The following is a 21,574-nucleotide window of genomic DNA, read 5'->3' as shown; positions in this document are numbered from 1 at the left end:
GAAGCTGCAACCTGAGCCGGGTGAAATGGACCGACCGGCAGCCGGACATCTACCGGGTATGACGCTGATACCGATCGAGGCTCGGAGTGGGCCGGTGAGTGAGGGACTCGTGCACTCACCACCAGATGCGCGCCGGGAGCGGTTCGAAGAGGTCTTCGCGACGCATCGGGACGCCGTACTCGGCTACCTGCGCCGCCGGACCGACAGCGGCCACGACGCCGCTGACCTCCTCGCCGACACGTTCCTGGTGGCGTGGCGCCGGCTGGACGACATACCGCTCCCTCCACAGACCAGACCCTGGCTGTACGGCGTGGCTCGGCGGGTGCTCGCCAATCACCGCCGAGGTGAGGGCCGACGGCACGCACTGGCGACGAAGCTGCGCGATGAGCTCACCGACTCCCCCGAGCAGTCGTCACTGGACGACACCCCAGCAGCGCGCGCCTTCCGGGCCCTGCCCGAGCAGGACCGCGAACTGCTGTCACTGGTCGCCTGGGAGGAACTCGACACCGTCGAGATAGCGACCGTGCTCGGCATCACCCGCAACGCCGTACGCATCAGGCTGCACCGCGCCCGCAAGCGGTTCGCCAAGTTGCTCACCGCCCCGATCGCGAACCGCACCGCGGTCGCCCGGAACGAAGAGGTCTCCCATGAAGACGCATGACATCGACGCGGCCGTCCGTGGCCTGGACCCGCTGCGCAGTACCGACCAGGTCTCCGACGACGCCTGGACCGACCTGGCCGACGCCGTCACCGCGGAGACCGACGCTCCGGTCGTGGCGCTCGCCCCACGCCGGTCACCGCGCCGCCTGGTGCTGGCTGCTGCCTGCACGCTGCTGATCGGCGGCGTGGTCGCCGGGGCGTTCGTCAACCGTCCGCACCAGGACCAGCCGGAGGCTCTGTCGTTCACCCAGCACGGGAACACGCTGATCGTCCGCGTGGTCGACCCGACCGCGGACCCGGAGCGCTACAACGCCGAGTTCAAGAAGATGGGCCTGAACGTGACGGTCCACGCTGTCCCGGTCAGCCCGCCCGGGGTCGGCGGGATCATCAGCTTCAGCGGCCGCGACGAGCACGACATGTCGCAGCTCCGGATCGTGAAGGCCGGCGAGCTGTGCAACGGCACGCTGAACGCCTCGGACCCTGGCTGCCAGGAAGGTGTCGAGCTGCCGCGGAACTACAAGGGCGTGACCGAGATCGAGTTCGGCCGCGCGGCGAAGAAGGACGAGGTGTACCGGCACACCTCGTCGTCGGCGACCGAGAAGGGCGAGGTGCTGGCCGGCCTCACGGTGAAGAACAAGACCGTCGCGCAGATCCGCCCGCTGCTCGAGGGCCGCGGTATCCGTTTGGTGGAGTACGTCACCGACGGCGCCGCGGACTCCAAGCCGAAGGACTCTGCTCCGGACAACTGGTACGTCCACGACGCCGTCACCTACGCGGAGGGCGAGATCAGCCTCTACGTCGGCCCGAAGCCGGCTAGCTGAACTTCAACTGCAAAAGACCTCCGGAGTACGTCGGACGCAGCACAGCCTCTACTCGGATGTGCTGCGTCCGCACCGGCGTGAACGCAGTCGCATTGAGCTTGTCGACCGCCACGTCGTACGGCGTGGTGTTCTCAACCGGTCGCCACGTCTCTCCATCGAGCCAGAGCACCCGCCACGACTCCGGCACCCGGCACTGACCAGAGCCCGTGTCGTCGAACCAGTACGCCGCCGCCTCGGACAGCTCCTGCACCGAGCGCAGGTCGTACTCGATCCACTCCGTCGTACCCCGGCGGTCCCACCAGGTGAAGCGTGGGATGGACGTGTCGTTGGAGGCCTTCGGCACGCGGCCCCAGTCTGGAGCCTCCAGCGAGTCGCCGTCGTTCACATGCGAGGCGGAGTACCTGGTGCGGTAGCTCCACTCCCCGCCGTCAGCAGACACCTGTGGGAACGAGGTGATCCGCAGCCGAGCGGCACCCATCGGGATCAGCGTGACCGTCTCCACCGGTTCGTCCGAACGCACAGGACTGGCCTGCAGCATGCCGATCACGTCCTCGGTGTCCAGCTCCCACTGCGGGATCCGCTGCGCCTGTGTGGTGAGCGCCAGCGGCACACCCGTTGTAGTAAAAGGGTTCTCGCCCGCTTCACGCTCCACGAGTTCGAAGCCGGCACCCCCGACGAGGCCGTAGTTCCAGGCGGACTCCGGGTAGATAGACAGCTCCGGCCACTCCTCCGTGCCGCCGATCTGCTCGTACCGCTCGTCGATCTTCAGCGAGTAGGTCAGCGGACCGCGGTCGACAGTCACCGAGTCGTGGTTGTCGCTCCAGACCCGAGTAGTGGTTCGCATCGGCACTGTGAGCTCGACGCGATCACCGGTGTGCCACGTGCGGTCCAGCTTGAGCCAGGCGCCACTGACGCGCACCGGCTCGCCGTTGACCTTCACCGAGACGTCATGAGCCCAGCCAGGACGCCTTAGATAGAAGGGGAATCGGACTGGTCGCTGCGTCGTGACTATGAACGTGATCGTGTCCGAGAACGGGTACTCCGTGTCCTGCACCACGGTGACCGTCTCACCAGCGCCGGGCCCAACCGTGGCGGTCACCTTGCTGGCGGCGTACATCGAGGCGGCCAGACCGTTGTCGGTGGTGGCCAGGAAGAGCTCCTGCACGTAGTACGGCCAGCCCATGCCGTAGTTGTGCGGACAGCACCGGTACTGGTGCACGCCGTACTTGTAGGCCTGCATGGCGAACGGGTTCTCGAACTGCCCGTGCTTGCGCTGGTCGTCGAGCTGCGGGCTGTTCGGACAGGTGATGTAGTGCATGACCTTCTGCTGCGCGTCGTACGACGCCGGCAGCGAGTTGAACGCCAGCTCTTCGCACCGGTCCGTCCAGGCGACGTCACCGGTGAAGCGGGTCAGCAGCTCGCAGCTGTGCATCAGCTCGACGATCCCGCACGTCTCGAACCCCTGCCGCGGATCAGTGAGCCCCGGACGCGAGTTCTCGTCCCCGGCCCACCCACCACCGGGGAACTGCCCGTACATCCCCAGCACCGTCGCATAGTTCCGGTACGTCGCCTCGCGGTGCTGAGCGTCGCCGGACAGCAGCCAGTACTGCAGCGGCTCCCGGAACCCCTGCGCGATGTTCACGTTGTGCCAGGTGGGGATGCCGTTGACGTAGTCCGCCGAGCCGCTGTGCATCTTCGTCACCAGGTCGAGCAGCCACGCGTCACCGGTCCGGTTGTACAGCCAGTACGCACTGTCGATGTTGTCGCCCCAGCGGAACGCACCCCACGACCGGTTGAACACCTCCGGCGGCTGCGTGTTCTGGAACTGCAGGTACTTCGTCATGAACGGGAGGATCCGCTCGTCACCGGAGTACTCGTACCAGGACCGGAACGCGCCGAGCAGCGGCATACCGGGCCAGAAGTCCGGTCCGTTCTCCAGCGAGGTCCGCAGCCGCTCCGGACCGAACCACCCGTCCGGCGTCTGCGTCGCGAGAATGCCGTTCATCCACCGCTCGGTCCGGGTCAGTACGCCGGTGTCGCCGGTGACGTACCCGAGATCCGCGAGCCCGCGGAGCCAGTACGGCAGCTCCTCCCAGGCTCCCTGCGCCGGGTCGACCCAGCCGTTCGTGTCGTAGACCAGGAAGTCCGAGATCTCGTCGTACCGGCCGCAGAGGCCGTGGACCTGCAGATCGAGTTGCTGCGCGAGCCAGCCGCGGGCCTCGATCGCGCCGGGTGGGAGCTTCTGGAACGGGACCGGCCGGAGGGGTGCGCGTTGCGGGACGTAGTGCCCGCCGCGCCCGGCGGGCGGGCCATCTGGTTGCGCGGCCGCGGCGTGGGCCGGGTCGAGGGCGGTCACGACAGCCGCCGCAGCGAGGGAGACACCGAGGAAGTCACGACGAAGCATTCCTTGTGGACTGGGTTCGGGCATGACAGGACCTTTCGGGTGACGGGGGCGGACATCACACCTGACGGAAATACCGCACACGTTTTCCGTCATTGACAACGTAGGACTGCGAAGCACCTTGGTCAAGATCAAAGCGCAGGTCAGCTGGGCCCTGAAGGCTTCCTGCTACGCTTCGACGGAAACCCGGAAGGAAACGTGATGAAGCGACCGTCGGTGCGGATCACGGATGTCGCCGCACTCGCCGGGGTGTCCGCCGGCACCGCCTCGAAGGCACTCAACAACACCGGCCAGCTCAGCCCGCAGACCCGCGATCGGGTACGCCGGGCCGCCGCGCAACTGGGGTTCACCCCGGACGCCCGCGGCCGCGCGCTCTCGTCCGGGCGGACGTACACGGTCGCGCTGCTGACAACCGACAGCTCCGGCCGGTTCAGCATCCCGATCATGCGCGGCGTCGAGGACGTGCTCAGCGCAGGCGAGCTCGCCACCGTCCTCTGCGACACCCGCGACGATCCACTGCGCGAGCAGTCCTACCTGCGCTCCCTGGTCGCCCGGGGCGTCGACGGGATCGTCGTCACCGGCCGCCGGACCGAGCCACGCGCGCCGATCGACGTACCGCTGCCGGTCGTCTATGCGCTCGCTGCCTCGACCGACCCGGCGGACGCCTCGGTGATCGTCGACGACGCGGCCGGTGCCGCCGCGACGATCACGCACCTGAGCAGCCTCGGCCGCACCCGGATCGCCCACATCACCGGGCCTGCCGACCACCGTTCCGCCGCCGAACGGGCCCAAGCCATCGCCCCGGCGCTCTGCATCGACCCGCTCTTCGGCGAGTGGAGCGAACGTTGGGGCCGCCAGGCCACCGACCTGGTACTGCGCGAGCACCCGGACGCGATCACCTGTGGCAGCGACCAGATCGCCCGCGGCGTCTGCGACCGCCTGCGTGAGCTGGGCCGCTCGGTCCCCGAGGACATCGCGGTCACCGGATACGACAACTGGCCGGTGATGGCGCTCGCCAGCCGGCCGCCGCTCACCACGGTCGACCTCCGCCTCGATGACCTCGGCCGCCGCGCCGCCACGCTGCTGCTGGAAGCCATCGCCGGCAACCCGCACCACGGCCTACTCGAGCTTCCCGCGCAGTTGATCACACGGGAATCGACGCTAGGGTCCTGACTGCCGGCGCTCGTCCCGCGCCGGTCGCGAGGCCCAGCGGTACGTGTAGAACACCCACGCCAGCGCGGGCAGCCCGAAGATTGCGGCCACGATCTCGCGACCGAACACCAGGAACAGCAGCCCGGCCAGCACGAACGGCACGGCCATCCACACCGCTCCGGCGAACGCAGCCCACCGCCACTTCCCCGGCTTCCGCGCCGGCGGCTTGTACAGCGAGGGCGTCGGCAGCCCCGCGAAGATCGGCTGCAGATCGCCATGCGTGACGGCGTCACCCAGCAGGTCGACCCGACGGTGCAGCTCCCCCTCGTCCAGCCGCCCGACCGCGAACTGCTCAGCGAGCTCGTCGGTGGCGATCCGCCGCTCTTCGTCGGTCAGCCGCACCGAAGCCATCCGCCGGCGCGCCGCACCTTCGCGCGCCTCCTGACCGGCCGCTGCCGCGAACCCGATCAGATCGCCCGGTTTCACCGGCCGCCGCTCCGCCATTCCGCCTCACCTCACTCGCTCCCCTCCGAGTGTGCCAGACGGCAGGGCAGGCCCAAGGGGCTCGCGACGGCCGGCCGCACCTCGGACCCGGGCACCGTGGGCGCCCGGGTCTTTCAGCGGCCGGTCAGCCGAGGACCGACGGCAGGGTTGCGGTCCAGGCGGCGCGGAGCTCGGTCAGCGGGACCTCGAACTGGTCCTGGACGTCGAGGGTGTCGCCGGTGATCACGCCGATCTTCGCGTGCGGGAAGCGGCGGGCGGTGCACATGTCGGTGAACCGCACCTCCTCGGTCCGCGGTACGGCGACGACCACCCGGCCCGCCGACTCGGCGAACAGGAACACGAACGGGTTCAAGTCGTCCGGCGCCCACACCCGCGCGCCGACGCCGCCGCGCAGCGCGGACTCGACCAGTGCCTGGGCGACACCGCCGTCGCTGACGTCGTGCGCCGCGTCGATCAGCCCGTCCCGCGAGGCGTTGATCAGGATATCGGCCAGCTGCTTCTCGGCCTCCAGGTCGACCGCCGGCGGCCGCCCGCCGAGGTGCCCGTGGACGACGTGCGCCCACTCGGACCCGGACAGCTCCTCCTCGGTCGCGCCGAGCAGGTACAGCTGGTGGCCCTCCATCTCCGGCGTGAAGCCGATCGGCGTCCGCCGCGTCACGTCGTCGATGACACCGAGCACACCGATGACCGGGGTCGGCAGGATCGGCGTCTCACCGGTCTGGTTGTAGAACGACACGTTGCCGCCCGTGACCGGGATACCCAGCTCCTTGCAACCGTCGACCAGGCCACGGATGGCCTCGGTGAACTGCCACATCACCGCCGGGTCCTCGGGCGAGCCGAAGTTCAGGCAGTCGGTGACCGCCGCCGGCCGCGCACCGGTGGTCGCGACGTTGCGATAGGACTCGGCCAGTGCGAGCCTCGCACCGGTGTACGGGTCCAGCTTGGCGAACCGCCCGTTGCAGTCGGTCGACACCGCGACCCCGAGGCCGCTGGTCTCGTCGACCCGGATCATGCCGCTGTCCTCGGGCTGCGCGAGCACCGAGTTGCCGAGCACGTACCGGTCGTACTGGTCCGTCACCCAGGACTTGTCGCACAGGTTCGGCGAAGCGACCAGCTTCAGCAGCGTGTCCCGCAGCTCCGCGCCACTGCTTGCCCGCGGCAACTTCTCGGCGCCGTCGGCCTGCAGCTCGTCCTGCCACGCCGGCCGCTCGAACGGACGGTTGTACACCGGGCCCTCGTGCGCGACGGTCCGCGGCGGTACGTCGACCACGCGCTCACCGTGCCAGTCGATCTCCAGCCGTCCGGTCCCGGTGACCTCACCGATCACGTCGGCCTGCACGTCCCACTTGGCGCAGATCTTCAAGAACGCCTCGACGTTCTCCGGCGTCACGCAGGCCATCATCCGTTCCTGCGACTCGCTCATCAGGATCTCTTCCGGCGCGAGCGACGCGTCCCGCAGCGGCACCTTGTCCAGGTCCACCCGCATGCCGCCGTCACCCGCGCTGGCCAGCTCCGACGTCGCACAGGACAAGCCCGCACCGCCGAGGTCCTGGATCCCCTCGACGACGTTCGCGGCGAAGAGTTCGAGTGTGCACTCGATCAGCAGCTTCTCCATGAACGGGTCGCCGACCTGGACCGCCGGACGCTTGGTCGGACCGCCCTCGGCGAAGGTCTCGCTGGCGAGCACCGACACGCCACCGATCCCGTCGCCGCCGGTCTTGGCGCCGTACAGGATCATCTGGTTGCCGACACCGGTCGCGTTGGCCAGGTGCAGGTCCTCGTGGCGCATCACGCCGACGCAGAGCGCGTTCACCAGCGGGTTGCCGAGGTACGTCGGGTCGAAGACGACCTCGCCACCGATGTTCGGCAGCCCGAGGCTGTTCCCGTACCCGCCGACGCCGGACACGACTCCCGGCAGCACCCGCTTGGTGTCCGGGGCGTCCAGCGGACCGAAGCGCAGCGGGTCCATGACCGCGACCGGGCGAGCGCCCATCGCGATGATGTCGCGGACGATCCCGCCGACACCCGTCGCGGCACCCTGGTACGGCTCGACGTACGACGGGTGGTTGTGCGACTCCACCTTGAACGTGACGGCGTACCCCTCGCCGATGTCGATGACGCCGGCGTTCTCACCGATCCCGGCCAGCATCTTCCCGGCCGGCGTCTCCTGCGGGATCTCGCCGAACTTGCGCAGGTGCACCTTGGACGACTTGTACGAGCAGTGCTCGCTCCACATCACGGAGTACATGGCCAGCTCGCAGCTGGTGGGGCGGCGGCCCAGGATGTCCCGGATGCGCTGGTACTCGTCCGGCTTCAGTCCGAGCTCGGCCCAGGGCTGCTCGACGTCCGGGGTGCTGCTGGCGTTGCTAACGGTGTCGGTCGACACTTCAGGACTCCTGCACTAGGTGGGACTCAGGTGAAACGGTAGCTGGCTGGTAGGAGGCGACCAGGTGGGCCACCAGCACGGGGACGGCGAAGCCGGCCATGATCGCGGGCAGGGCGACGCCCGCGTCGTTGAGGAGCATGCCGACCAGACCGCAGGTCGACAACGCCAGCAGGGTCGGCCGGATCATCGGCTGACTCCTGTAGAACTCCCGGTACGCCTGCGACGGCACGCGGTCCGGGAACACCGTGGCGAGCATGCAGAGGACGACGGCGATCAGCATCAGCCAGCCGGACGGGCCGGTGAAGAACTGCACCGCCATCTGCAGCTTGCGAATCAGGACGTCGTCGACATCACCGTCGAGGAGGCGGGCGACGAACGTACCGAAGTGGCTGCGCTCGTCGGCCGGACGCAGGTAGTCGAGGTAGGCGACCAGGGAGACCGCTAGTACGCCGGCCACGCCCACACCGATCAGTGCGCGCAGGGAAATGCTCCCGCGCCACGTCAGCCAGGCCATCAGCAGGACAGCCGGGGTCAGCGCGATGATGCCGCCGAAGTCGGTCCCCCAGCCCGGCTTGCCGTCCACGACGATCGCAGCGCCGCCGATCGCGAGGACTGCGATGGCTGCCTGCACTCTGCTCTTGTTGATCAGCTTCTGCGCGGCCCAGCCGGCAGTGACCAGCGCACCGACCGCCAGCGTCGCGAAGGTCGAGTTGCCGAAGCCGTAGAAGCGCCCACCGATCACCGGACCGTCGGCGAACAGGCTGCCGACCTGCATAGGTGTCCCGAGCACGCCGTCCACCAGCAACAGCAGGTACGCCGCCAGCGCCAGCCCGAGGAATGCGTACCTCTTGAACACCACCTGCGCGACCGCTGCGGACACCACGCTGATCCCGATCACCACGCAGTACAAGGAGAACCCGGGCGACGGCCAGCGCCACCACAGCGTCACCTGCGACAGGAACACCCCGATGTAGAACCCGCCCTGCACCAGCAGCGTGAACACAGCGGTACGCCGGGACGCGGGCGAGCGCCGTAGCAGGAACCAGGCCAGCGCGAGCACCTCGGCGCCGACGATCGTCAACGCCACCGCGAACAGGACGGGCCGGGGTTTCTCGAACCGTTCGTTCGCGTCCATCCGGTCGTCGATCACAGCGGCCGCGTCGGTGTGCACGCCGCCCGTGGAGTGGATCTCGTTGCCGTCCAGCGGGCCTGCCTTCGCGGAGCCTGCCGGGTCCACGACTGCGGGAGTCCGGCCCCGGAGGATCGTCGCCGTGATGTCGGTGAGCTGGATCAGGCCGGGCCGTCGGGTGCTGTCACTGGTCAGCCAGCGCGCGCCGTTGTCCGGCGGCAGCTGCATGGCGACCAGCGTCTGCTTCTGCGCGTTGAGCATCTCCTGGCTCAGACCAACGAGCAGCACCCAGCCGCCCGCCGCACGGGCCTGGGCAACCAGCTGCGCGACCTTCTGCCGCGCCTCGGCCCGTCCTTCACGTGGCGGCAGCGCACCGGCGTCCACGACCGCGTCACCGCAGTCCGCACTAGCCAACCGGGCCTGGTCGAACTCAGGCTGCCAGTTCGTCACAGTGCCGTCCGTCTTGGCCAGCGCGACCGCAGCGCCCGGACCGAAGCCGCAGATCGGGTATCCGGTCTGTCCGAGCCGGCCGATCGGCGCACCGGTGTGGTGCTCCGCCTGACGGTCCACGTAGGTCTGCCAGCCGTCCACCTTGCCATTGGTCACCGCGGGCAGGTCACCGCACTGCCAGTCGGGCACATTGCCCCACGCCCGTGTCCCGGCGCTGATCGTCAGCCAACCATCGATCGGACAGGTGTGCGGACCGGCCGTCTTCACACTCATCGAGCCGACGTTCGACTGGTTCACCAGTGCGGTTAGCTCCGGCGAGGCCTGGACGTCGTACCAGGTCAGCCCGGGCACGCCGATCACCACGACCTTCGGCGGTTCATCCGACGGCTGCGCGGCCGCAGTACCAGTGGCGGCCAGCACGAACGCGACGGCCAGCAAGAGAGTGCGGCCCAGGAGCGACCGCACCCCGGTGAACCCCATCAGGAGGCGACGACAGCCTTCAGCACCGAGGTGAAGAAGCCCAGGCCGTCCGTGGTCGGGCCGGTCAGCGTCTCGACGCAGTGCTCCGGGTGCGGCATCAGGCCGACCACGTTGCCGCGCTCGTTGGTGATGCCGGCGATGTCGCGGTACGAGCCGTTCGGGTTCTCGTCCAGGTAGCGGGCGACCACCCGGCCCTCACCCTCCAGGCGGTCCAGCGTCGCCTCGTCGGCGACGAACGACCCGTCCTGGTTCTTCAGCACGATGGTGATCTCGTGGTTGGCGTCGTAGTCGCTGGTCCAGGCGGTGCGGTTGTTCTCGATCCGCAGCGGCTGGTCCTTGCAGATGAACTTGCGGTGGTGGTTCTTGATCAGCGCGCCGGGCAGCAGATGCGACTCGCAGAGCACCTGGAAGCCGTTGCAGATCCCGAGCACCGGGAGGCCTTCGCCGGCCTTCTTGATGATGGTCTCCATCACCGGCGCGAACCGCGAGATGGCGCCGGCGCGCAAGTAGTCGCCGTACGAGAAGCCGCCGGGCAGGACGACCGCGTCCACGCCGTGCAGGTCGGCGTCACCGTGCCAGAGCGCGACCGCCTCGGCACCGGCCACCGCGGCCGCGCGGCGGGCGTCGACGTCGTCGAGTGACCCGGGGAAGGTCACGACTCCGATCTTCATCAGACGTCGCCCTCGACGTGGAGGACGTAGTCCTCGATCACCGGGTTGGCCAGCAGGGTGTCTGCGGCCTTCCGGATCTCGGCGACGCGCTCCTCGGTCGCCTCACCGTCCAGGGTGATCTCGAAGCGCTTTCCCTGCCGGACGTCGGCCACGCCGTCGAAGCCGAGCCGGCCGAACGCGCCGTGCACCGCCTTGCCCTGCGGGTCGAGGATCTCGGGCTTGAGCATGACGTCGACGACAACGCGAGCCACTGACTACTCCAGTTCCGTTCCGGGGTGACGCCTGAATCCTACCGACCGGCGCCAGGATCGCCGCATCCTGGACCAGAATCCGGCGCTCGGCGGGGCTCGGGTGTGACCCTGGTCGCTCCCCGAAGTAGACCTAACTTCCCTGTCAACAGCCGGCCGAACGCCTAGCCTCGATGTCATGTGGGTGTGGCAACTGGTCCTCGCGGTGGGCTTCGGTATCGGGTCGGCCGTCGTACCGGTGCTGAACGCCGAGGCATACGTCCTTGCCCTCGGCGCCACCCACGCGCTGAACCCGGTGGTCGCCGCGATCGGCGTCTCGATCGGCCAGACGATCGGCAAGGTCGCGATGTTCCTGGCCGTCCGCTACCGCCCCGGGTACGCCGCCCGCAAGACCAAGGAACCCAAGCCGGTCAACCTGGACACCCGCTGGGGCCGCTTCGTCCAGTGGAACCGCGACGTCAGCAAGCGCCTCCTGGACGCCATGAGCGACAGCCGCTGGGGCATCCCGGTGACGCTGCTGAGCGCGTTCGTCGGCATCCCACCCCTGTACGGCGTGGCGCTGATCGGCGGCGCCTCGCGGATGCGGACGATCGTCTTCGCGCTGTCCGTACTCGTCGGCCGCGGCGCCCGCTTCGTCCTGCTCGCGCTCGGCGTGAGTGTGGTCTAGGCCATTCCTAGCCCTGGAACTTCCGGCCCGTCAGCTGCTCGTAGGCGTTGATGTACGCCGCCCGGGTCCGCTCGATCACCTCGTCGGTCAGCCGCGGCGGCGCCTCGCCCGACGTCCGGTCCCAGCCCGAGTCGTACTGCAGCCAGTCCCGCACGATCTGCTTGTCGTACGACGGCTGCTGCTTGCCCGGCTCCCACTGGTCGGCCGGCCAGAAACGGCTCGAGTCGGGCGTCAGTACCTCGTCGGCGAGCACGATCGTCCCGTCGGCGCGGGCACCGAACTCGAACTTCGTGTCGGCGAGGATGATCCCCCGCTCCTCGGCCATCGCCCGCGCCCGGGTGTAGATGTCGAGGGTCTTGTCGCGCAGGGCGGCCGCGATGTCCGCGCCGACGGTCGCGACGACCGCGTCGTACGAGACGTTCTCGTCGTGCTCACCGAGCTCGGCCTTCGTGGCGGGGGTGAAGATCGCGGTGTCCAGCCGCGACGCCTCGACCAGTCCGTCCGGCAGCGGGATGCCACACACGGCACCGGTCGCCTTGTAGTCCAGCAGGCCCGAGCCGGTCAGATACCCGCGGGCCACGCACTCCACCGGGAACATCGCGAGCTTCTCGCACACCACGGCCCGCCCGGCGACCTCGGCCGGAACGTCCGTCGAGATGATGTGGTTCGGCACGTTCAGCTGCTCGAACCACCACAGGCTCATCGCGGTGAGCACCTTCCCCTTGTCGGGGATCGGCGTCTCCAGGATCCAGTCGAACGCGCTCTGCCGGTCGCTCGCGACCATCAACAGGTCGCCCGACTCCAGCTCGTAGAGGTCCCGGACCTTCCCGGAGTGGATGTGCTTCGCACCGGGGATCTCGGGCGCCTGCGGAGGTGTGGTCACGCCGGTGATTGTTCCATCCATCACCGGGGCGCGGACGCGCAGCACTCACCAACCTCGCTCATCGGGGTTCATCGGGGCGCGGCTGAGCGTGAGCCTGCGTCGGCCGGGCTGGTTGGTGAGTGCTGCAGGTCCGCCCGCTAGCGGTGCCGCAGGGCGACGAGCTTGCCGCCGAGCGCGAACACACCGTCACGCAGTGTGCGGACCGCCGGGTTCTCAGTCTGAGCGAGGCGGCCGAGGCTCCGGGACCGCTTCACCAGCTTGGTCGTCGCGGGCCGGCGTTCCTCGTCGTACGCCGCCAGCGCGGCCGGGAGATCCGTCGCGCCTTGCAGGTGCCGGGCGAGCGCACCGGCGTCCTCGATCGCCGAGCACGCACCGCGGCCGAGGTTCGGCGTCATCGCGTGCGCCGCGTCGCCGAGCAGTACGACCCGGCCCTGCACGAACGGAACCAAGGGCAGCGTGAGGTCGTAGATGTCGTTCTGCAGGATCTTCTCGCTGCCGGAGATCAGCCGTGGGATCGGGTCGTGCCAGTCTCTGAACACCGTCGGTTCGCTGGTCGCACCGGCCGTCTGGTTAGCAGTCCCGTACCAGTAGTACCGCCCGTCGATCAGCCGCGCGAACCCGAACAGTTGCCCTGGGCCCCAGGTCTCGCCGCCGCCGTCGTCGAGATCCACATCCGCGACCCCCCGGTACGCCGTGAACCCGGAGTACCGCGGTCCGGCGTACTGCGGGTACAGCGTTCCCCGGATCACGCTGCGGATCCCGTCGGCCGCGACGAGGAGATCGGCCCGGAGTTCGTCGTTGACCGTGACGCCGTCCGCGTCCTGGTCGACCGAGCTCACGTCGTACCCGGTCCGGACCGTCACCGCGGGGCCGAACTCGGCGGTGATCAGGTCGTGCAGCTGCGCGCGGTGGATCATCACCGGCATCTCCACACCGAGGTCGGTGGCACCGACGACCCAGCGGCCGTCCGGCTTGCGCATCCCGGCCGGTTTTGACGGGATCGACGACTGCTCGACGCCCTTGACCCCGAGTTCCTCGAGGACGGCGACCGCCGGCGCCCAGACCGAGATGCCGGCGCCCACTTCACCCAGTTCCGGTGCGCGTTCCAGAACCGTGACGCGCCAGCCGCACCGCTGCAGCGCGACAGCAGCAGTGACCCCTCCGATTCCCGCTCCGGCCACGATCGCCGTCTTGCTCCCGGTACCCATATTCTTGACTCTACATCTGTAGAGTTCGGTGCGGAAGTGCGAGACTGTCCAGCGTGACGAAGCAGGTTCCGCGCGGCGCGGATCGCCGGGACGCCATCGCGGACGCCGCGATCCACCTCGTCGCCACCCGCGGTCTCCGCGGCCTGACGCACCGTGCGGTCGACGCCGAGGCCGGCCTGCCACCGGGCTCCACGTCGTACTACCTGCGGACGCGGGACGCGCTGCTCACCGCCTGCGTCAGCCGAATGCTCACGCGCGACATCGGCGGCATGCCGGCTGGCGGAACGGATCCGCTCGAGCTGATCGTGACGATGACCGTCGGGCTCGCGGAACACCGGCGCGACGACCTGGTCGCGCGGTACGAGCTGTCCCTGGAAGCGAGCCGGCAGCCGCAACTGCGAACCGCGATCGACGAGGGTGGGCGACAGCTGCGGTCGATTCTCGCGCAGACGCTGACCGGGCTCGGCGTCCCCGATCCGGACGCCGCGGCCTGGCCGGTGGCCGCGATGCTGGACGGGCTGATGTACGACCGGGTCGCCGGCACGGGGGCAACGCTCTCACCAGAAGCGTTCGAGACCGCCGTACGACGCTGCGTGACGGCGCTCGTGGCGGGACTCAAAGACGCTCGGTGACCGCCACGAACGTGAAGTAACAGACGCCGACCAGCATGCCGACGTGACCGAGGACCGAGAGCCCGGCCCCTGAACCCCAGGCGTCACTCTGAGTGTCCTCCGAATGTCTGCCGCCGCTCGGCAACCATCTGGTCAGCAGCAACAATCCGACGACGGTCAGCAACCACCACCCGGCCAGCATCACCAGCGCGATCTCCCGCCGACCGGTGACCAGGGCAACGACCCAGCCGATCAGCGTGATCACGCCGACGACCGTGTGCAGCTTCAGCAGGGTCGCGGAGTACCCGTGCCGGCCCGCGCCGTGACCCGTGCCGTCCACCACGGTGCCACCGAGCCGGACACGCGTAATCAGCACGACGACCGCACCGAGCGCGGTCAGGAACCAGGTGACGTTCGACCATTCCACGACCCGATCTTTACCCCGCAGCATGCGCGGGTGAACCATTCCGCGTGTCGTCTCGTCCTTGACGATCGTCAAGAGAACAACGCCCGGCGGGCCGAGTGTCCGCTCAGGACCCGCCGGGCTGCTTGCTTCGGGCGCGACTCAGCTGGTCTGCGTCTGCCCTTGCTGGCCTTGTTGAGTTCCCTGCCCTTGCTGAGTTCCCTGCCCCTGCTGGGTTCCCTGCCCTTGCTGGGTGCCCTGGCCTTGACCTTGGCCCGGGAGTGTGCCAGTCCCCTGACCGTTTCCTTGCCCCGTGCCCTGACCTGCGCCCTGCCCCGTGCCCTGGCCGTTGCCTTGGGGGAATCCGCCGCGGAACCCGCCGCCCGGGCCGCCGAACTGGCCCTGCTGGTTACTCGTCCCATCCCACGAATGGCCGACCGCCATACCGCCGAGGAACGCCAGTACAGCAAGGATGGAACCCGCACCCGCCAGCACCAGGTTGCTTGGCCGGCCAACGGTCTTCGCGCCTCCCGCGGCCGCGGGTTGCTGCTGCACCGGAGCGGACGGCGCCACCCCAGCCGCACCCGCCGCCTGCCCCGGCTGGTGCTCGGCGGGCGGCTGCTGCTCGGCGGGCGGCTGATTGCCGGGAGCCTGCGCGGCTCGCGCGGCTTGGAACTGCGCTTCTGAGGACTGCTTCATAGTCATGCTCCCTTTCCGGTGGAGAGGTCGTAAATGGTGGTGCTGCCAACGGTCTGCGCGGTGAAGTTCTCGCTGACCCAGGTGGAGATCTCGCTCGAGGTCCCGCTGTCCCGGCCGCCGAACCCGCCACCCATCCCGCCGCCACCGACGAAGTAGTGGACCTTGCCCTGCGCAACCAGCTCCTTGAACTCGGCCAGCGACGGCGCCGGGTCGGTGCCGTTGAACCCGCCGATCGCCATGATCGGCTCGCCGGACGCGATCTGCAGCGGCGCGGCGCCGTTCGCGGTCACCGCCGCGGCGGCCCAGGTGTATCCCTTCGCCCCCTGCTGCAGCAGTGTCACCAGCTCACTGGAGACGCTGCTGGTCCCACCCCCACCGAGGAACCCGCCGCCGGCCATCCCGCCACCACCAGGACCACCTTGCGTCGTACCAGTACCAGTTCCCGGCTGCGTCGTGCCCGTGCCCGGCTGCGTCGTACCAGTGCCGGTCTGGCCCGGCGGCATGCCCATCCGGCCGCCACGGCCACCGCCCATACCGCCGAAGCCGCCCATACCGCCCGGTCCGGCCGTCGGAATCGCGCCGGCGTGCGCCGTGCTGATCGTGTCGATCGAGTACGCCGCTGGTCCGGCCAGCGCGCTGAACGCGAGGACCGTGGCGGCGATCAGACCCCCACGACGGGCGGCCGTGCGATGCAGCTTCAGCTCCGGAAGCAGCATGACCAGGCCGGCCGCCAGGATGCCGGTGATCAGCACCACCCAGCGCAGCCACGGCTGCCAGGTCGGCGTCTGGTTCAGCAGGGCGAAACTCCACCCGGCCGTGAGCAGCGCGCCACCCGCGAGAGTTGCGCGCGGCAACCACTCCGCGCGGCGCCGCCACAGGATCGACATCGCGCCACCGATCACCGCACCGAACGCCGGCGCCAGAGCGATCATGTAGTACGGGTGGATGATGCCCTGCATGTAGCTGAACACCAGTCCGGTGACGACCAGCCACCCACCCCACAGCAGCGCGAACGCCCGGGTCTTGTTCGTCCGCGGCGCCTTGCCTGCAGCGACGACCAGAACGACGGTCGAGAGCAGTGCGGCCGGCATCAGCCACGAGATCTGCGACCCGAACTCACCACCGAACAGCCGCCGCAGACCGGTCGCGCCACCCCATCCGGGGTTGCCGACCCCGCCGCCGACGGACCCGGTCTCGTTACCGCTCAACCGCCCGAGACCGTTGTATCCGAGCGTCAGCTCGAGGATGCTGTTCGTCGACGACCCACCGATGTACGGCCGCGCCGACGCCGGCAGCAGCTCGACGATCGCGACCCACCAGCCGGCGCTCACGATCAGCGAGACGGCCGCCAGCACCAGGTGCACGATCCGCTTGCCGAGGGCCGGCTTTCCGGCCACCAGGTACGCGATCCCGAACGCCGGCAGCACCAGGAACGCCTGCAGCATCTTCGTCAGGAACCCGAACCCGACCATCGCACCGGCCAGGATCATCCAGCGCGCCGAGTACTTGACCGAGTCGATCGCCCGCGTCACCGCCCACGCACCGACGCAGAGCAGCAGCATCAGCAGCGCGTCCGGGTTGTTGAACCGGAACATCAGTACGGCGACCGGCGTCAGCGCGAGCACCGCGCCGGCCAGCAGACCGGCGTTCGCGGAGAACCAGCGTCGGACCGACGCGTACACGAAGCCGACGCTCGCGACACCCATCAACGCCTCGGGCACCAGCATGCTCCAGCTGTTGAACCCGAAGATCCGTCCGGACAAGCCCATCACCCACAGCGAGCCGGGGGTCTTGTCCACGGTGATGAAGCTCGAGGAGTCGAACGAGCCGAAGAACCAGGCCTTCCAGCTCGACGACCCGGCCTGCACCGCCGCGGCGTAGTACTCGTTGGCGTAGCCGTTCTTCGACAGGCCCCACAGGTACGCGATCGCGGTCAGCGCGAGCAGGCCGCCGTACAGGATCTTGTCCCTGCCCAGCGTGTACTGCGTGGTGATCGAGCGCGGCCGGGTGGCCTCGACAGGATCAGACAGCGTCGTCATCAATTACTCCGGGTCTGGTCGAGAACCGCGGGCGGCTCGAAGGCAGGCAGGGTGGGTGCGTCGTCGTCGAAGACCCAGGTTTGGAAGAGGCTGAAGCGGACCACCGTGGCGGCCAGGTTCGCGAGGGTCAGGACGGTGATCTCCACCGCCTGGTGCGGTGCGGAGACCGCGGTGTGCAACAGCCAGAGCGACGCCGCGGTCAGGCTCCAGCCGATGCCGAACGCGACCAGCCCACGCAGCTGATGCCGCCAGCGGCCCTCGACGCCGGTCACTCCGAACGTGATCCGCCGGTTCAGCGTGGTGTTGCCGACCGCGGTGATCAGCAGCGCCAGCAGGTTCGCCACCTGCGCCGGCATGCCCTGGCGCAGCACGAGATAGAGCAGCGCGTACGCCGCTGTGCTCAGCACACCGATCGCGCAGAACCGGAGCACCCGCGCGGCCATCGCGGTCCGCGGATCGAGAATCCGCGGCCGGCCGTACTTCTGCCGGATCGGCTCCAGGTCGACCCGACCGCGACCGAGATCGCGTGTCAGTCGAGCGATCCCCCGCAGATCCTCGCCGACCGTCTTCGCGATCGCGACCCGCGAGTCCAGGTCGTCGACCCAGTCCACCGGTACTTCGTGGATCCGCAGCCCGGCCTTCTCCGCCAGCACCAGCAGCTCGGTGTCGAAGAACCAACTGGTGTCCTGCACCAGCGGCAGCAGCTCCCGCGCCACGTCCGCGCGGATCGCCTTGAACCCGCACTGCGCGTCCGAGAAGTGCGCGCTCAGCGTTGCCCGCAGCAACAGGTTGTACGAGCGCGAGATGAACTCCCGCTTCGGCCGCCGAACCACCCGGGAGCCCTTCGCCAACCGAGTGCCGATGGCAACGTCACTGTGCCCTGCCAGCAGCGGCGCCACGAGTGGGAGCAGAGCGTTCAGGTTGGTGGACAGGTCGACGTCCATATAGGCCTGCACCTCGGCGGTGCTGGCGGACCAGACCTGCTTCAGCGCGCGGCCGCGCCCGGACTGCTCGAGCCGGACGATCCGGACCCCGGGCAGCTCGCTCGCGAGCAGCATGCCGATCTCATAGGTCGCGTCCGTACTTCCGTTGTCCGCGATGCAGACCTCGGCCGAGAACGGGAAGGCGGTGTCGAGGAACTCACGGAGCCGCCGGATGTTCGGGCCGAGGTCGTTCTCCTCGTTCTTGACGGGTACGACGATCTCGACCCGAGGCTGACCTGGAATCTCCATGCCACCGATGCTGTCCGGTGAACCTGAGTCAGCCCCTGTGGGTGGCTGGCAGTTTCCTGGCAGTTACCGGGTGCGACGGAGCCAGAGCAACCCGAGCACGGGGAGCACGACCGGTACGAAGCCGTAGCCCTGGCCGAAGTGCGACCAGACGGTCGCGTCGGGGAAGTCGTCCGGTACGGCGTAGCTGAACGCGCCGATCGCGAGCACGCCGGTCAGCTCGATCGCGATCGCGATCGTGGCCACCTTCCGGGACACCGCGGTCGCCTTCGCCAGCGCGACCGTCGCGGCGATATAGATGACCGCGGCAACCGCCGACAGCAGGTACGCGATCGGCGCATCGCGGAACTTGGTCGCGATCTGTACGGCGGCCCGCGCGGTCGCGGCCAGCGCGAACACGCCGTACACCGCGATCAGGATTCGCCCGGGGCCGTGCTTCGTGGCCGACGGGTCGGTCATCTCAGACCGCCCACAGGTCGTGCAGCCGCAGCTCGAGGATCGGGATCACCAGGCACGCGACCGCCAGTGCGCCCGCACCCCACCGGCTGCTCTCCGCCAGCGCCCAGAACGCCCCGATCGGCAGGATGATCAGCGAGCCAATCAGGTAGCCGACGAAGAACGGCCCCGACACGTCCCGGTCGGTCCCGGCCAGTTGCACGATCCCGACGACGAGCTGCGCGATCAACCCGAGCTCGATGACGCCCAGCGCCCCGAGCACGGTCCAGTCGATCCGCTTGTTCCGCGCCGCCAGCACAACGGCGTACACCATCGCAGCCAGCGACAGCGCGACCAGAAACCACGTGAGCGGTACGAACACGGGTTAGAGGATGTCACCTCGGCCGGAACCGCCGACAGACGGGGCATGACCTCACCTTTTGCGAAACTGCCGGGAACGATCTGGAGGTGGCTGGTGGCTCCGAGCAAGGAAGTCTTCGAGGACCTGATGCGGCGGTCGTACCCGGAGGCGTTCGAGCGCGCCCAGGCCGCCCAGTCCCGGCTCCGCTTCGCCTCGCCCGAGCGGCTACCGGACCCGATCGACCGCCAGGCCGCGGTCGTCGCCCAGTTGACGGCCGATTGGCAGTGGATGGACGACGACGACCGGAACGGTCTGATCCAGCTGGCCAACCAGGGACACCCGGCGGTCGACCTCGGGAACTACATCGGATACCGGTCGAGTCAGACGATCGTGCCCAACCCGAGCACCGGCGGGCACGATCGCTACGGCCCCGGGGACTCCGAATGGAGGCCGATGACCGAGCCGCCGTCCACGGACCCCGCCGAGCTCAGGGCCGCGTGGCAGCACACCGCGGCCATGGTCGCCGAGACGGTCCGGAGCGTGCAGCAGGTCCAGCAGCCGGCTCGATTCCTCGACGCCCAACCGCCGGCGGGCACCAGGTCACCGCTCGGCGATCAGGGCGCCGTCCAGCACACAGGGACTCGCGCCGGGGACCAGCGGCAGGCCGGGCACGGCCGCTGACGAACGATCAGAGAATGTCGCCCGGGCTGTAGGCGGCTGCTTCCGGGTGGCGCTTGGCGAGTTCGTCGATCTGGGCGACGACGGTGCCGACCTGGGCGACGGCCGCGCCGGTGAAGGACAGTGGTTCGCCAACGATGCCGACGATCTGCTCCTCGGTGAGGCCGAGGCGGCCGTCGGTGCCGAGGCGATGGAACAGGTCGTTCGCGGCGAGGCCCTTGCGCAGGTCGAGTGCGGTGGCGACCGCGTGCTCCTTGATCACCTCGTGCGCGGTCTCGCGGCCGACACCGTTCTTCACCGCGGCCATCAGCACCTTGGTGGTGGTCAGGAACGGCAGGTACCGCTCGAGCTCCCGCGCAACCACCGCCGGGTACACCCCGAACTCGTCCAGCACGGTCAGGAAGGTCTCGAACAGTCCGTCCAGCGCGAAGAACGCGTCCGGCAGCGCGACCCGCCGTACGACGGAGCAGAAGACGTCGCCCTCGTTCCACTGGTTGCCGGCCAGCTCGCCCGCCATCGACGCGTACCCGCGCAGAATCACCGCGAGACCGTTGACGCGCTCGCAGGAGCGGGTGTTCATCTTGTGCGGCATCGCCGAGGACCCGACCTGGCCCTCCTTGAACCCTTCGGTGACCAGCTCGTGCCCGGCCATCAACCGGATCGTCGTCGCCAGGCTCGACGGCCCGGCGGCCAGCTGCACCAGCGCGGACACGACCTCGTAGTCGAGAGACCGCGGATAGACCTGGCCGACGCTGGTCAGCGCGTTGTTGAAGCCGAGGTGCTGGGCGATCGTCGTCTCCAGCGTGGCGAGCTTCTCCGCGTCGCCACCGAACAGGTCGAGCATGTCCTGCGACGTACCCACCGGGCCCTTGATGCCGCGCAGCGGGTAGCGCTCGATGAGCTCCTCGAGCCGGGCGACCGCGACCAGCAGCTCGTCGGCCGCCGACGCGAACCGCTTGCCCAGCGTGGTCGCCTGCGCGGCCACGTTGTGCGAACGCCCGGTCAGCACCAGCGCCGCGTGATCGGCGGCGAGTTGCCCGAGCCGTACGGCGGTTGCCACCGCACGGTCCCGGACCAGCTCGAGCCCGGCGCGGATCTGCAGCTGCTCGACGTTCTCGGTCAGGTCCCGAGACGTCATCCCCTTGTGGATGTGCTCGTGACCCGCGAGCTCGCTGAACTCCTCGATCCGCGCCTTCACGTCATGCCGCGTGACCCGTTCACGGGCGGCGATCGAGCCCAGGTCGACCTGGTCGATCACCCGCTCGTAGTCCTCGACGACCCCGTCCGGAACCGCGACCCCGAGCTGCCGCTGGGCCCTCAGGACCGCGACCCAGAGCTTCCGCTCGAGCACGATCTTGTGCTCCGGTGACCAGAGCTCCGCCATCGAGACACTGGCGTAGCGCGCGGCGAGAACGTTCGGGATCCGGGGTTTGGTCACGAACCCCATTCTCCCAGATGG

21 protein-coding genes are annotated in these 21,574 nt (G+C 69.2%); 7 read left to right on the top strand and 14 right to left on the bottom strand.

The window, feature by feature from the left end; genetic code table 11:
* Window positions 1-94: 94 nt before the first annotated feature.
* The gene (locus AC0662_RS40210; RefSeq protein ID WP_478307266.1) at window positions 95-661 is read left to right on the top strand and encodes an RNA polymerase sigma factor; all 567 of its coding nucleotides are present in this window, start codon (window positions 95-97) and stop codon (window positions 659-661) included.
* Window positions 648-1,481, top strand: a complete 834-nt coding sequence (locus AC0662_RS40205) for a hypothetical protein (RefSeq protein ID WP_478307264.1) — start codon at window positions 648-650, stop codon at window positions 1,479-1,481. The genes AC0662_RS40210 and AC0662_RS40205 overlap by 14 nt, the downstream gene beginning before the upstream one ends.
* Here AC0662_RS40205 and AC0662_RS40200 read toward each other — a convergent pair.
* Window positions 1,474-3,909, bottom strand: a complete 2,436-nt coding sequence (locus AC0662_RS40200) for a beta-L-arabinofuranosidase domain-containing protein (RefSeq protein WP_478307262.1) — start codon at window positions 3,907-3,909, stop codon at window positions 1,474-1,476. The genes AC0662_RS40205 and AC0662_RS40200 overlap by 8 nt on opposite strands.
* A 174-nt stretch (window positions 3,910-4,083) precedes the next feature.
* Here AC0662_RS40200 and AC0662_RS40195 point away from each other — a divergent pair, with 174 nt between their 5' ends.
* Entirely contained in the window at window positions 4,084-5,055 is a 972-nt protein-coding gene (locus AC0662_RS40195) for a LacI family DNA-binding transcriptional regulator (protein WP_478307260.1), read from the top strand.
* On the opposite strand, the gene AC0662_RS40190 is transcribed toward AC0662_RS40195, so the two are convergent.
* The 5 genes from AC0662_RS40190 to purS all read right to left on the bottom strand — a co-directional run bounded on the left by AC0662_RS40190 (window position 5,044) and on the right by purS (window position 10,905).
* Window positions 5,044-5,538, bottom strand: coding sequence for a DUF1707 SHOCT-like domain-containing protein (locus tag AC0662_RS40190; RefSeq protein ID WP_452192911.1), 495 nt, complete (start codon window positions 5,536-5,538; stop codon window positions 5,044-5,046). The genes AC0662_RS40195 and AC0662_RS40190 overlap by 12 nt on opposite strands.
* A 124-nt stretch (window positions 5,539-5,662) precedes the next feature.
* Window positions 5,663-7,924, bottom strand: coding sequence for a phosphoribosylformylglycinamidine synthase subunit PurL (gene purL / locus AC0662_RS40185; RefSeq protein WP_478307258.1), 2,262 nt, complete (start codon window positions 7,922-7,924; stop codon window positions 5,663-5,665).
* Window position 7,925: 1 nt separating this feature from the next.
* Complete coding sequence (locus AC0662_RS40180) at window positions 7,926-9,968, bottom strand: hypothetical protein (RefSeq protein ID WP_478307256.1); 2,043 nt, start codon at window positions 9,966-9,968, stop codon at window positions 7,926-7,928.
* 14 nt (window positions 9,969-9,982) lie between these two features.
* The gene (gene purQ / locus AC0662_RS40175; protein ID WP_452192905.1) at window positions 9,983-10,654 is read right to left on the bottom strand and encodes a phosphoribosylformylglycinamidine synthase subunit PurQ; all 672 of its coding nucleotides are present in this window, start codon (window positions 10,652-10,654) and stop codon (window positions 9,983-9,985) included.
* Complete coding sequence (gene purS / locus AC0662_RS40170; RefSeq protein ID WP_452192903.1) at window positions 10,654-10,905, bottom strand: phosphoribosylformylglycinamidine synthase subunit PurS; 252 nt, start codon at window positions 10,903-10,905, stop codon at window positions 10,654-10,656. The genes purQ and purS overlap by 1 nt, the downstream gene beginning before the upstream one ends.
* 175 nt (window positions 10,906-11,080) lie before the next feature.
* On the opposite strand from purS, the gene AC0662_RS40165 reads away from it, so the two are divergent.
* The gene (locus tag AC0662_RS40165; protein WP_452192901.1) at window positions 11,081-11,569 is read left to right on the top strand and encodes a hypothetical protein; all 489 of its coding nucleotides are present in this window, start codon (window positions 11,081-11,083) and stop codon (window positions 11,567-11,569) included.
* Between the two features lie 7 nt (window positions 11,570-11,576).
* Here the strand turns inward: AC0662_RS40165 and AC0662_RS40160 are convergent, their stop codons facing one another.
* Together AC0662_RS40160 and AC0662_RS40155 are read right to left on the bottom strand one after the other, a co-directional pair.
* Window positions 11,577-12,452 carry a phosphoribosylaminoimidazolesuccinocarboxamide synthase gene (locus AC0662_RS40160; protein ID WP_452192900.1) on the bottom strand — a complete coding sequence of 292 codons (876 nt, stop codon included), beginning with the start codon at window positions 12,450-12,452 and terminating at the stop codon, window positions 11,577-11,579.
* A gap of 137 nt (window positions 12,453-12,589) precedes the next feature.
* On the bottom strand, window positions 12,590-13,660 hold the full coding sequence (locus tag AC0662_RS40155) for an FAD-dependent monooxygenase (RefSeq protein WP_452192898.1): 1,071 nt from the start codon (window positions 13,658-13,660) through the stop codon (window positions 12,590-12,592).
* A 53-nt stretch (window positions 13,661-13,713) separates the two neighbouring features.
* On the opposite strand from AC0662_RS40155, the gene AC0662_RS40150 reads away from it, so the two are divergent.
* The gene (locus tag AC0662_RS40150; RefSeq protein WP_452192896.1) at window positions 13,714-14,292 is read left to right on the top strand and encodes a TetR/AcrR family transcriptional regulator; all 579 of its coding nucleotides are present in this window, start codon (window positions 13,714-13,716) and stop codon (window positions 14,290-14,292) included.
* On the opposite strand, the gene AC0662_RS40145 is transcribed toward AC0662_RS40150, so the two are convergent.
* Window positions 14,276-14,698, bottom strand: a complete 423-nt coding sequence (locus tag AC0662_RS40145; protein ID WP_452192895.1) for a hypothetical protein — start codon at window positions 14,696-14,698, stop codon at window positions 14,276-14,278. The two genes, AC0662_RS40150 and AC0662_RS40145, sit on opposite strands and share 17 nt — an antisense overlap.
* A gap of 405 nt (window positions 14,699-15,103) precedes the next feature.
* On the opposite strand from AC0662_RS40145, the gene AC0662_RS40140 reads away from it, so the two are divergent.
* Complete coding sequence (locus tag AC0662_RS40140; protein WP_478307251.1) at window positions 15,104-15,361, top strand: hypothetical protein; 258 nt, start codon at window positions 15,104-15,106, stop codon at window positions 15,359-15,361.
* Between the two features lie 14 nt (window positions 15,362-15,375).
* Here AC0662_RS40140 and AC0662_RS40135 read toward each other — a convergent pair whose 3' ends face one another.
* From AC0662_RS40135 to AC0662_RS40120, 4 genes are all read right to left on the bottom strand, one after another.
* On the bottom strand, window positions 15,376-17,412 hold the full coding sequence (locus AC0662_RS40135) for a glycosyltransferase family 39 protein (protein WP_478307250.1): 2,037 nt from the start codon (window positions 17,410-17,412) through the stop codon (window positions 15,376-15,378).
* Window positions 17,412-18,644, bottom strand: a complete 1,233-nt coding sequence (locus AC0662_RS40130; protein WP_478307248.1) for a bifunctional glycosyltransferase family 2/GtrA family protein — start codon at window positions 18,642-18,644, stop codon at window positions 17,412-17,414. The genes AC0662_RS40135 and AC0662_RS40130 overlap by 1 nt, the downstream gene beginning before the upstream one ends.
* A gap of 63 nt (window positions 18,645-18,707) precedes the next feature.
* Window positions 18,708-19,100, bottom strand: coding sequence for a hypothetical protein (locus AC0662_RS40125; RefSeq protein ID WP_478307246.1), 393 nt, complete (start codon window positions 19,098-19,100; stop codon window positions 18,708-18,710).
* Between the two features lies 1 nt (window position 19,101).
* A complete protein-coding gene (locus AC0662_RS40120) occupies window positions 19,102-19,458 on the bottom strand; it encodes a hypothetical protein (protein ID WP_452192885.1) in 357 nt (118 codons plus the stop codon).
* Between the two features lie 93 nt (window positions 19,459-19,551).
* Between AC0662_RS40120 and AC0662_RS40115 the strand changes: the two genes are divergently transcribed.
* The gene (locus AC0662_RS40115) at window positions 19,552-20,118 is read left to right on the top strand and encodes a hypothetical protein (RefSeq protein ID WP_452192883.1); all 567 of its coding nucleotides are present in this window, start codon (window positions 19,552-19,554) and stop codon (window positions 20,116-20,118) included.
* A 7-nt stretch (window positions 20,119-20,125) separates the two neighbouring features.
* Here the strand turns inward: AC0662_RS40115 and purB are convergent, their stop codons facing one another.
* Complete coding sequence (gene purB, locus AC0662_RS40110) at window positions 20,126-21,562, bottom strand: adenylosuccinate lyase (RefSeq protein ID WP_478307244.1); 1,437 nt, start codon at window positions 21,560-21,562, stop codon at window positions 20,126-20,128.
* Between the last annotated feature and the right edge of the window lie 12 nt (window positions 21,563-21,574).

It is taken from the genome of Kribbella sp. NPDC043289, from assembly GCF_056436705.1.
The sequence above is the reverse complement of the archived record's forward strand: the minus strand, read 5'-3'. Positions and strand labels throughout refer to the sequence as shown.

Bases quoted from the DNA above. Each gene is read 5' to 3' on its own strand.
- AC0662_RS40205 (WP_478307264.1), top strand. From the start codon at position 648: ATGAAGACGCATGACATCGACGCGGCCGTCCGTGGCCTGGACCCGCTG.
- AC0662_RS40200 (WP_478307262.1), bottom strand. From the start codon at position 3,909: ATGCCCGAACCCAGTCCACAAGGAATGCTTCGTCGTGACTTCCTCGGT.
- AC0662_RS40195 (WP_478307260.1), top strand. From the start codon at position 4,084: ATGAAGCGACCGTCGGTGCGGATCACGGATGTCGCCGCACTCGCCGGG.
- AC0662_RS40190 (WP_452192911.1), bottom strand. From the start codon at position 5,538: ATGGCGGAGCGGCGGCCGGTGAAACCGGGCGATCTGATCGGGTTCGCG.
- purQ (WP_452192905.1), bottom strand. From the start codon at position 10,654: ATGAAGATCGGAGTCGTGACCTTCCCCGGGTCACTCGACGACGTCGAC.
- AC0662_RS40165 (WP_452192901.1), top strand. From the start codon at position 11,081: ATGTGGGTGTGGCAACTGGTCCTCGCGGTGGGCTTCGGTATCGGGTCG.
- AC0662_RS40155 (WP_452192898.1), bottom strand. From the start codon at position 13,660: ATGGGTACCGGGAGCAAGACGGCGATCGTGGCCGGAGCGGGAATCGGA.
- AC0662_RS40140 (WP_478307251.1), top strand. From the start codon at position 15,104: ATGGCCGACCGCCATACCGCCGAGGAACGCCAGTACAGCAAGGATGGA.
- AC0662_RS40135 (WP_478307250.1), bottom strand. From the start codon at position 17,412: ATGACGACGCTGTCTGATCCTGTCGAGGCCACCCGGCCGCGCTCGATC.
- AC0662_RS40130 (WP_478307248.1), bottom strand. From the start codon at position 18,644: ATGGAGATTCCAGGTCAGCCTCGGGTCGAGATCGTCGTACCCGTCAAG.
- AC0662_RS40125 (WP_478307246.1), bottom strand. From the start codon at position 19,100: ATGACCGACCCGTCGGCCACGAAGCACGGCCCCGGGCGAATCCTGATC.
- purB (WP_478307244.1), bottom strand. From the start codon at position 21,562: ATGGGGTTCGTGACCAAACCCCGGATCCCGAACGTTCTCGCCGCGCGC.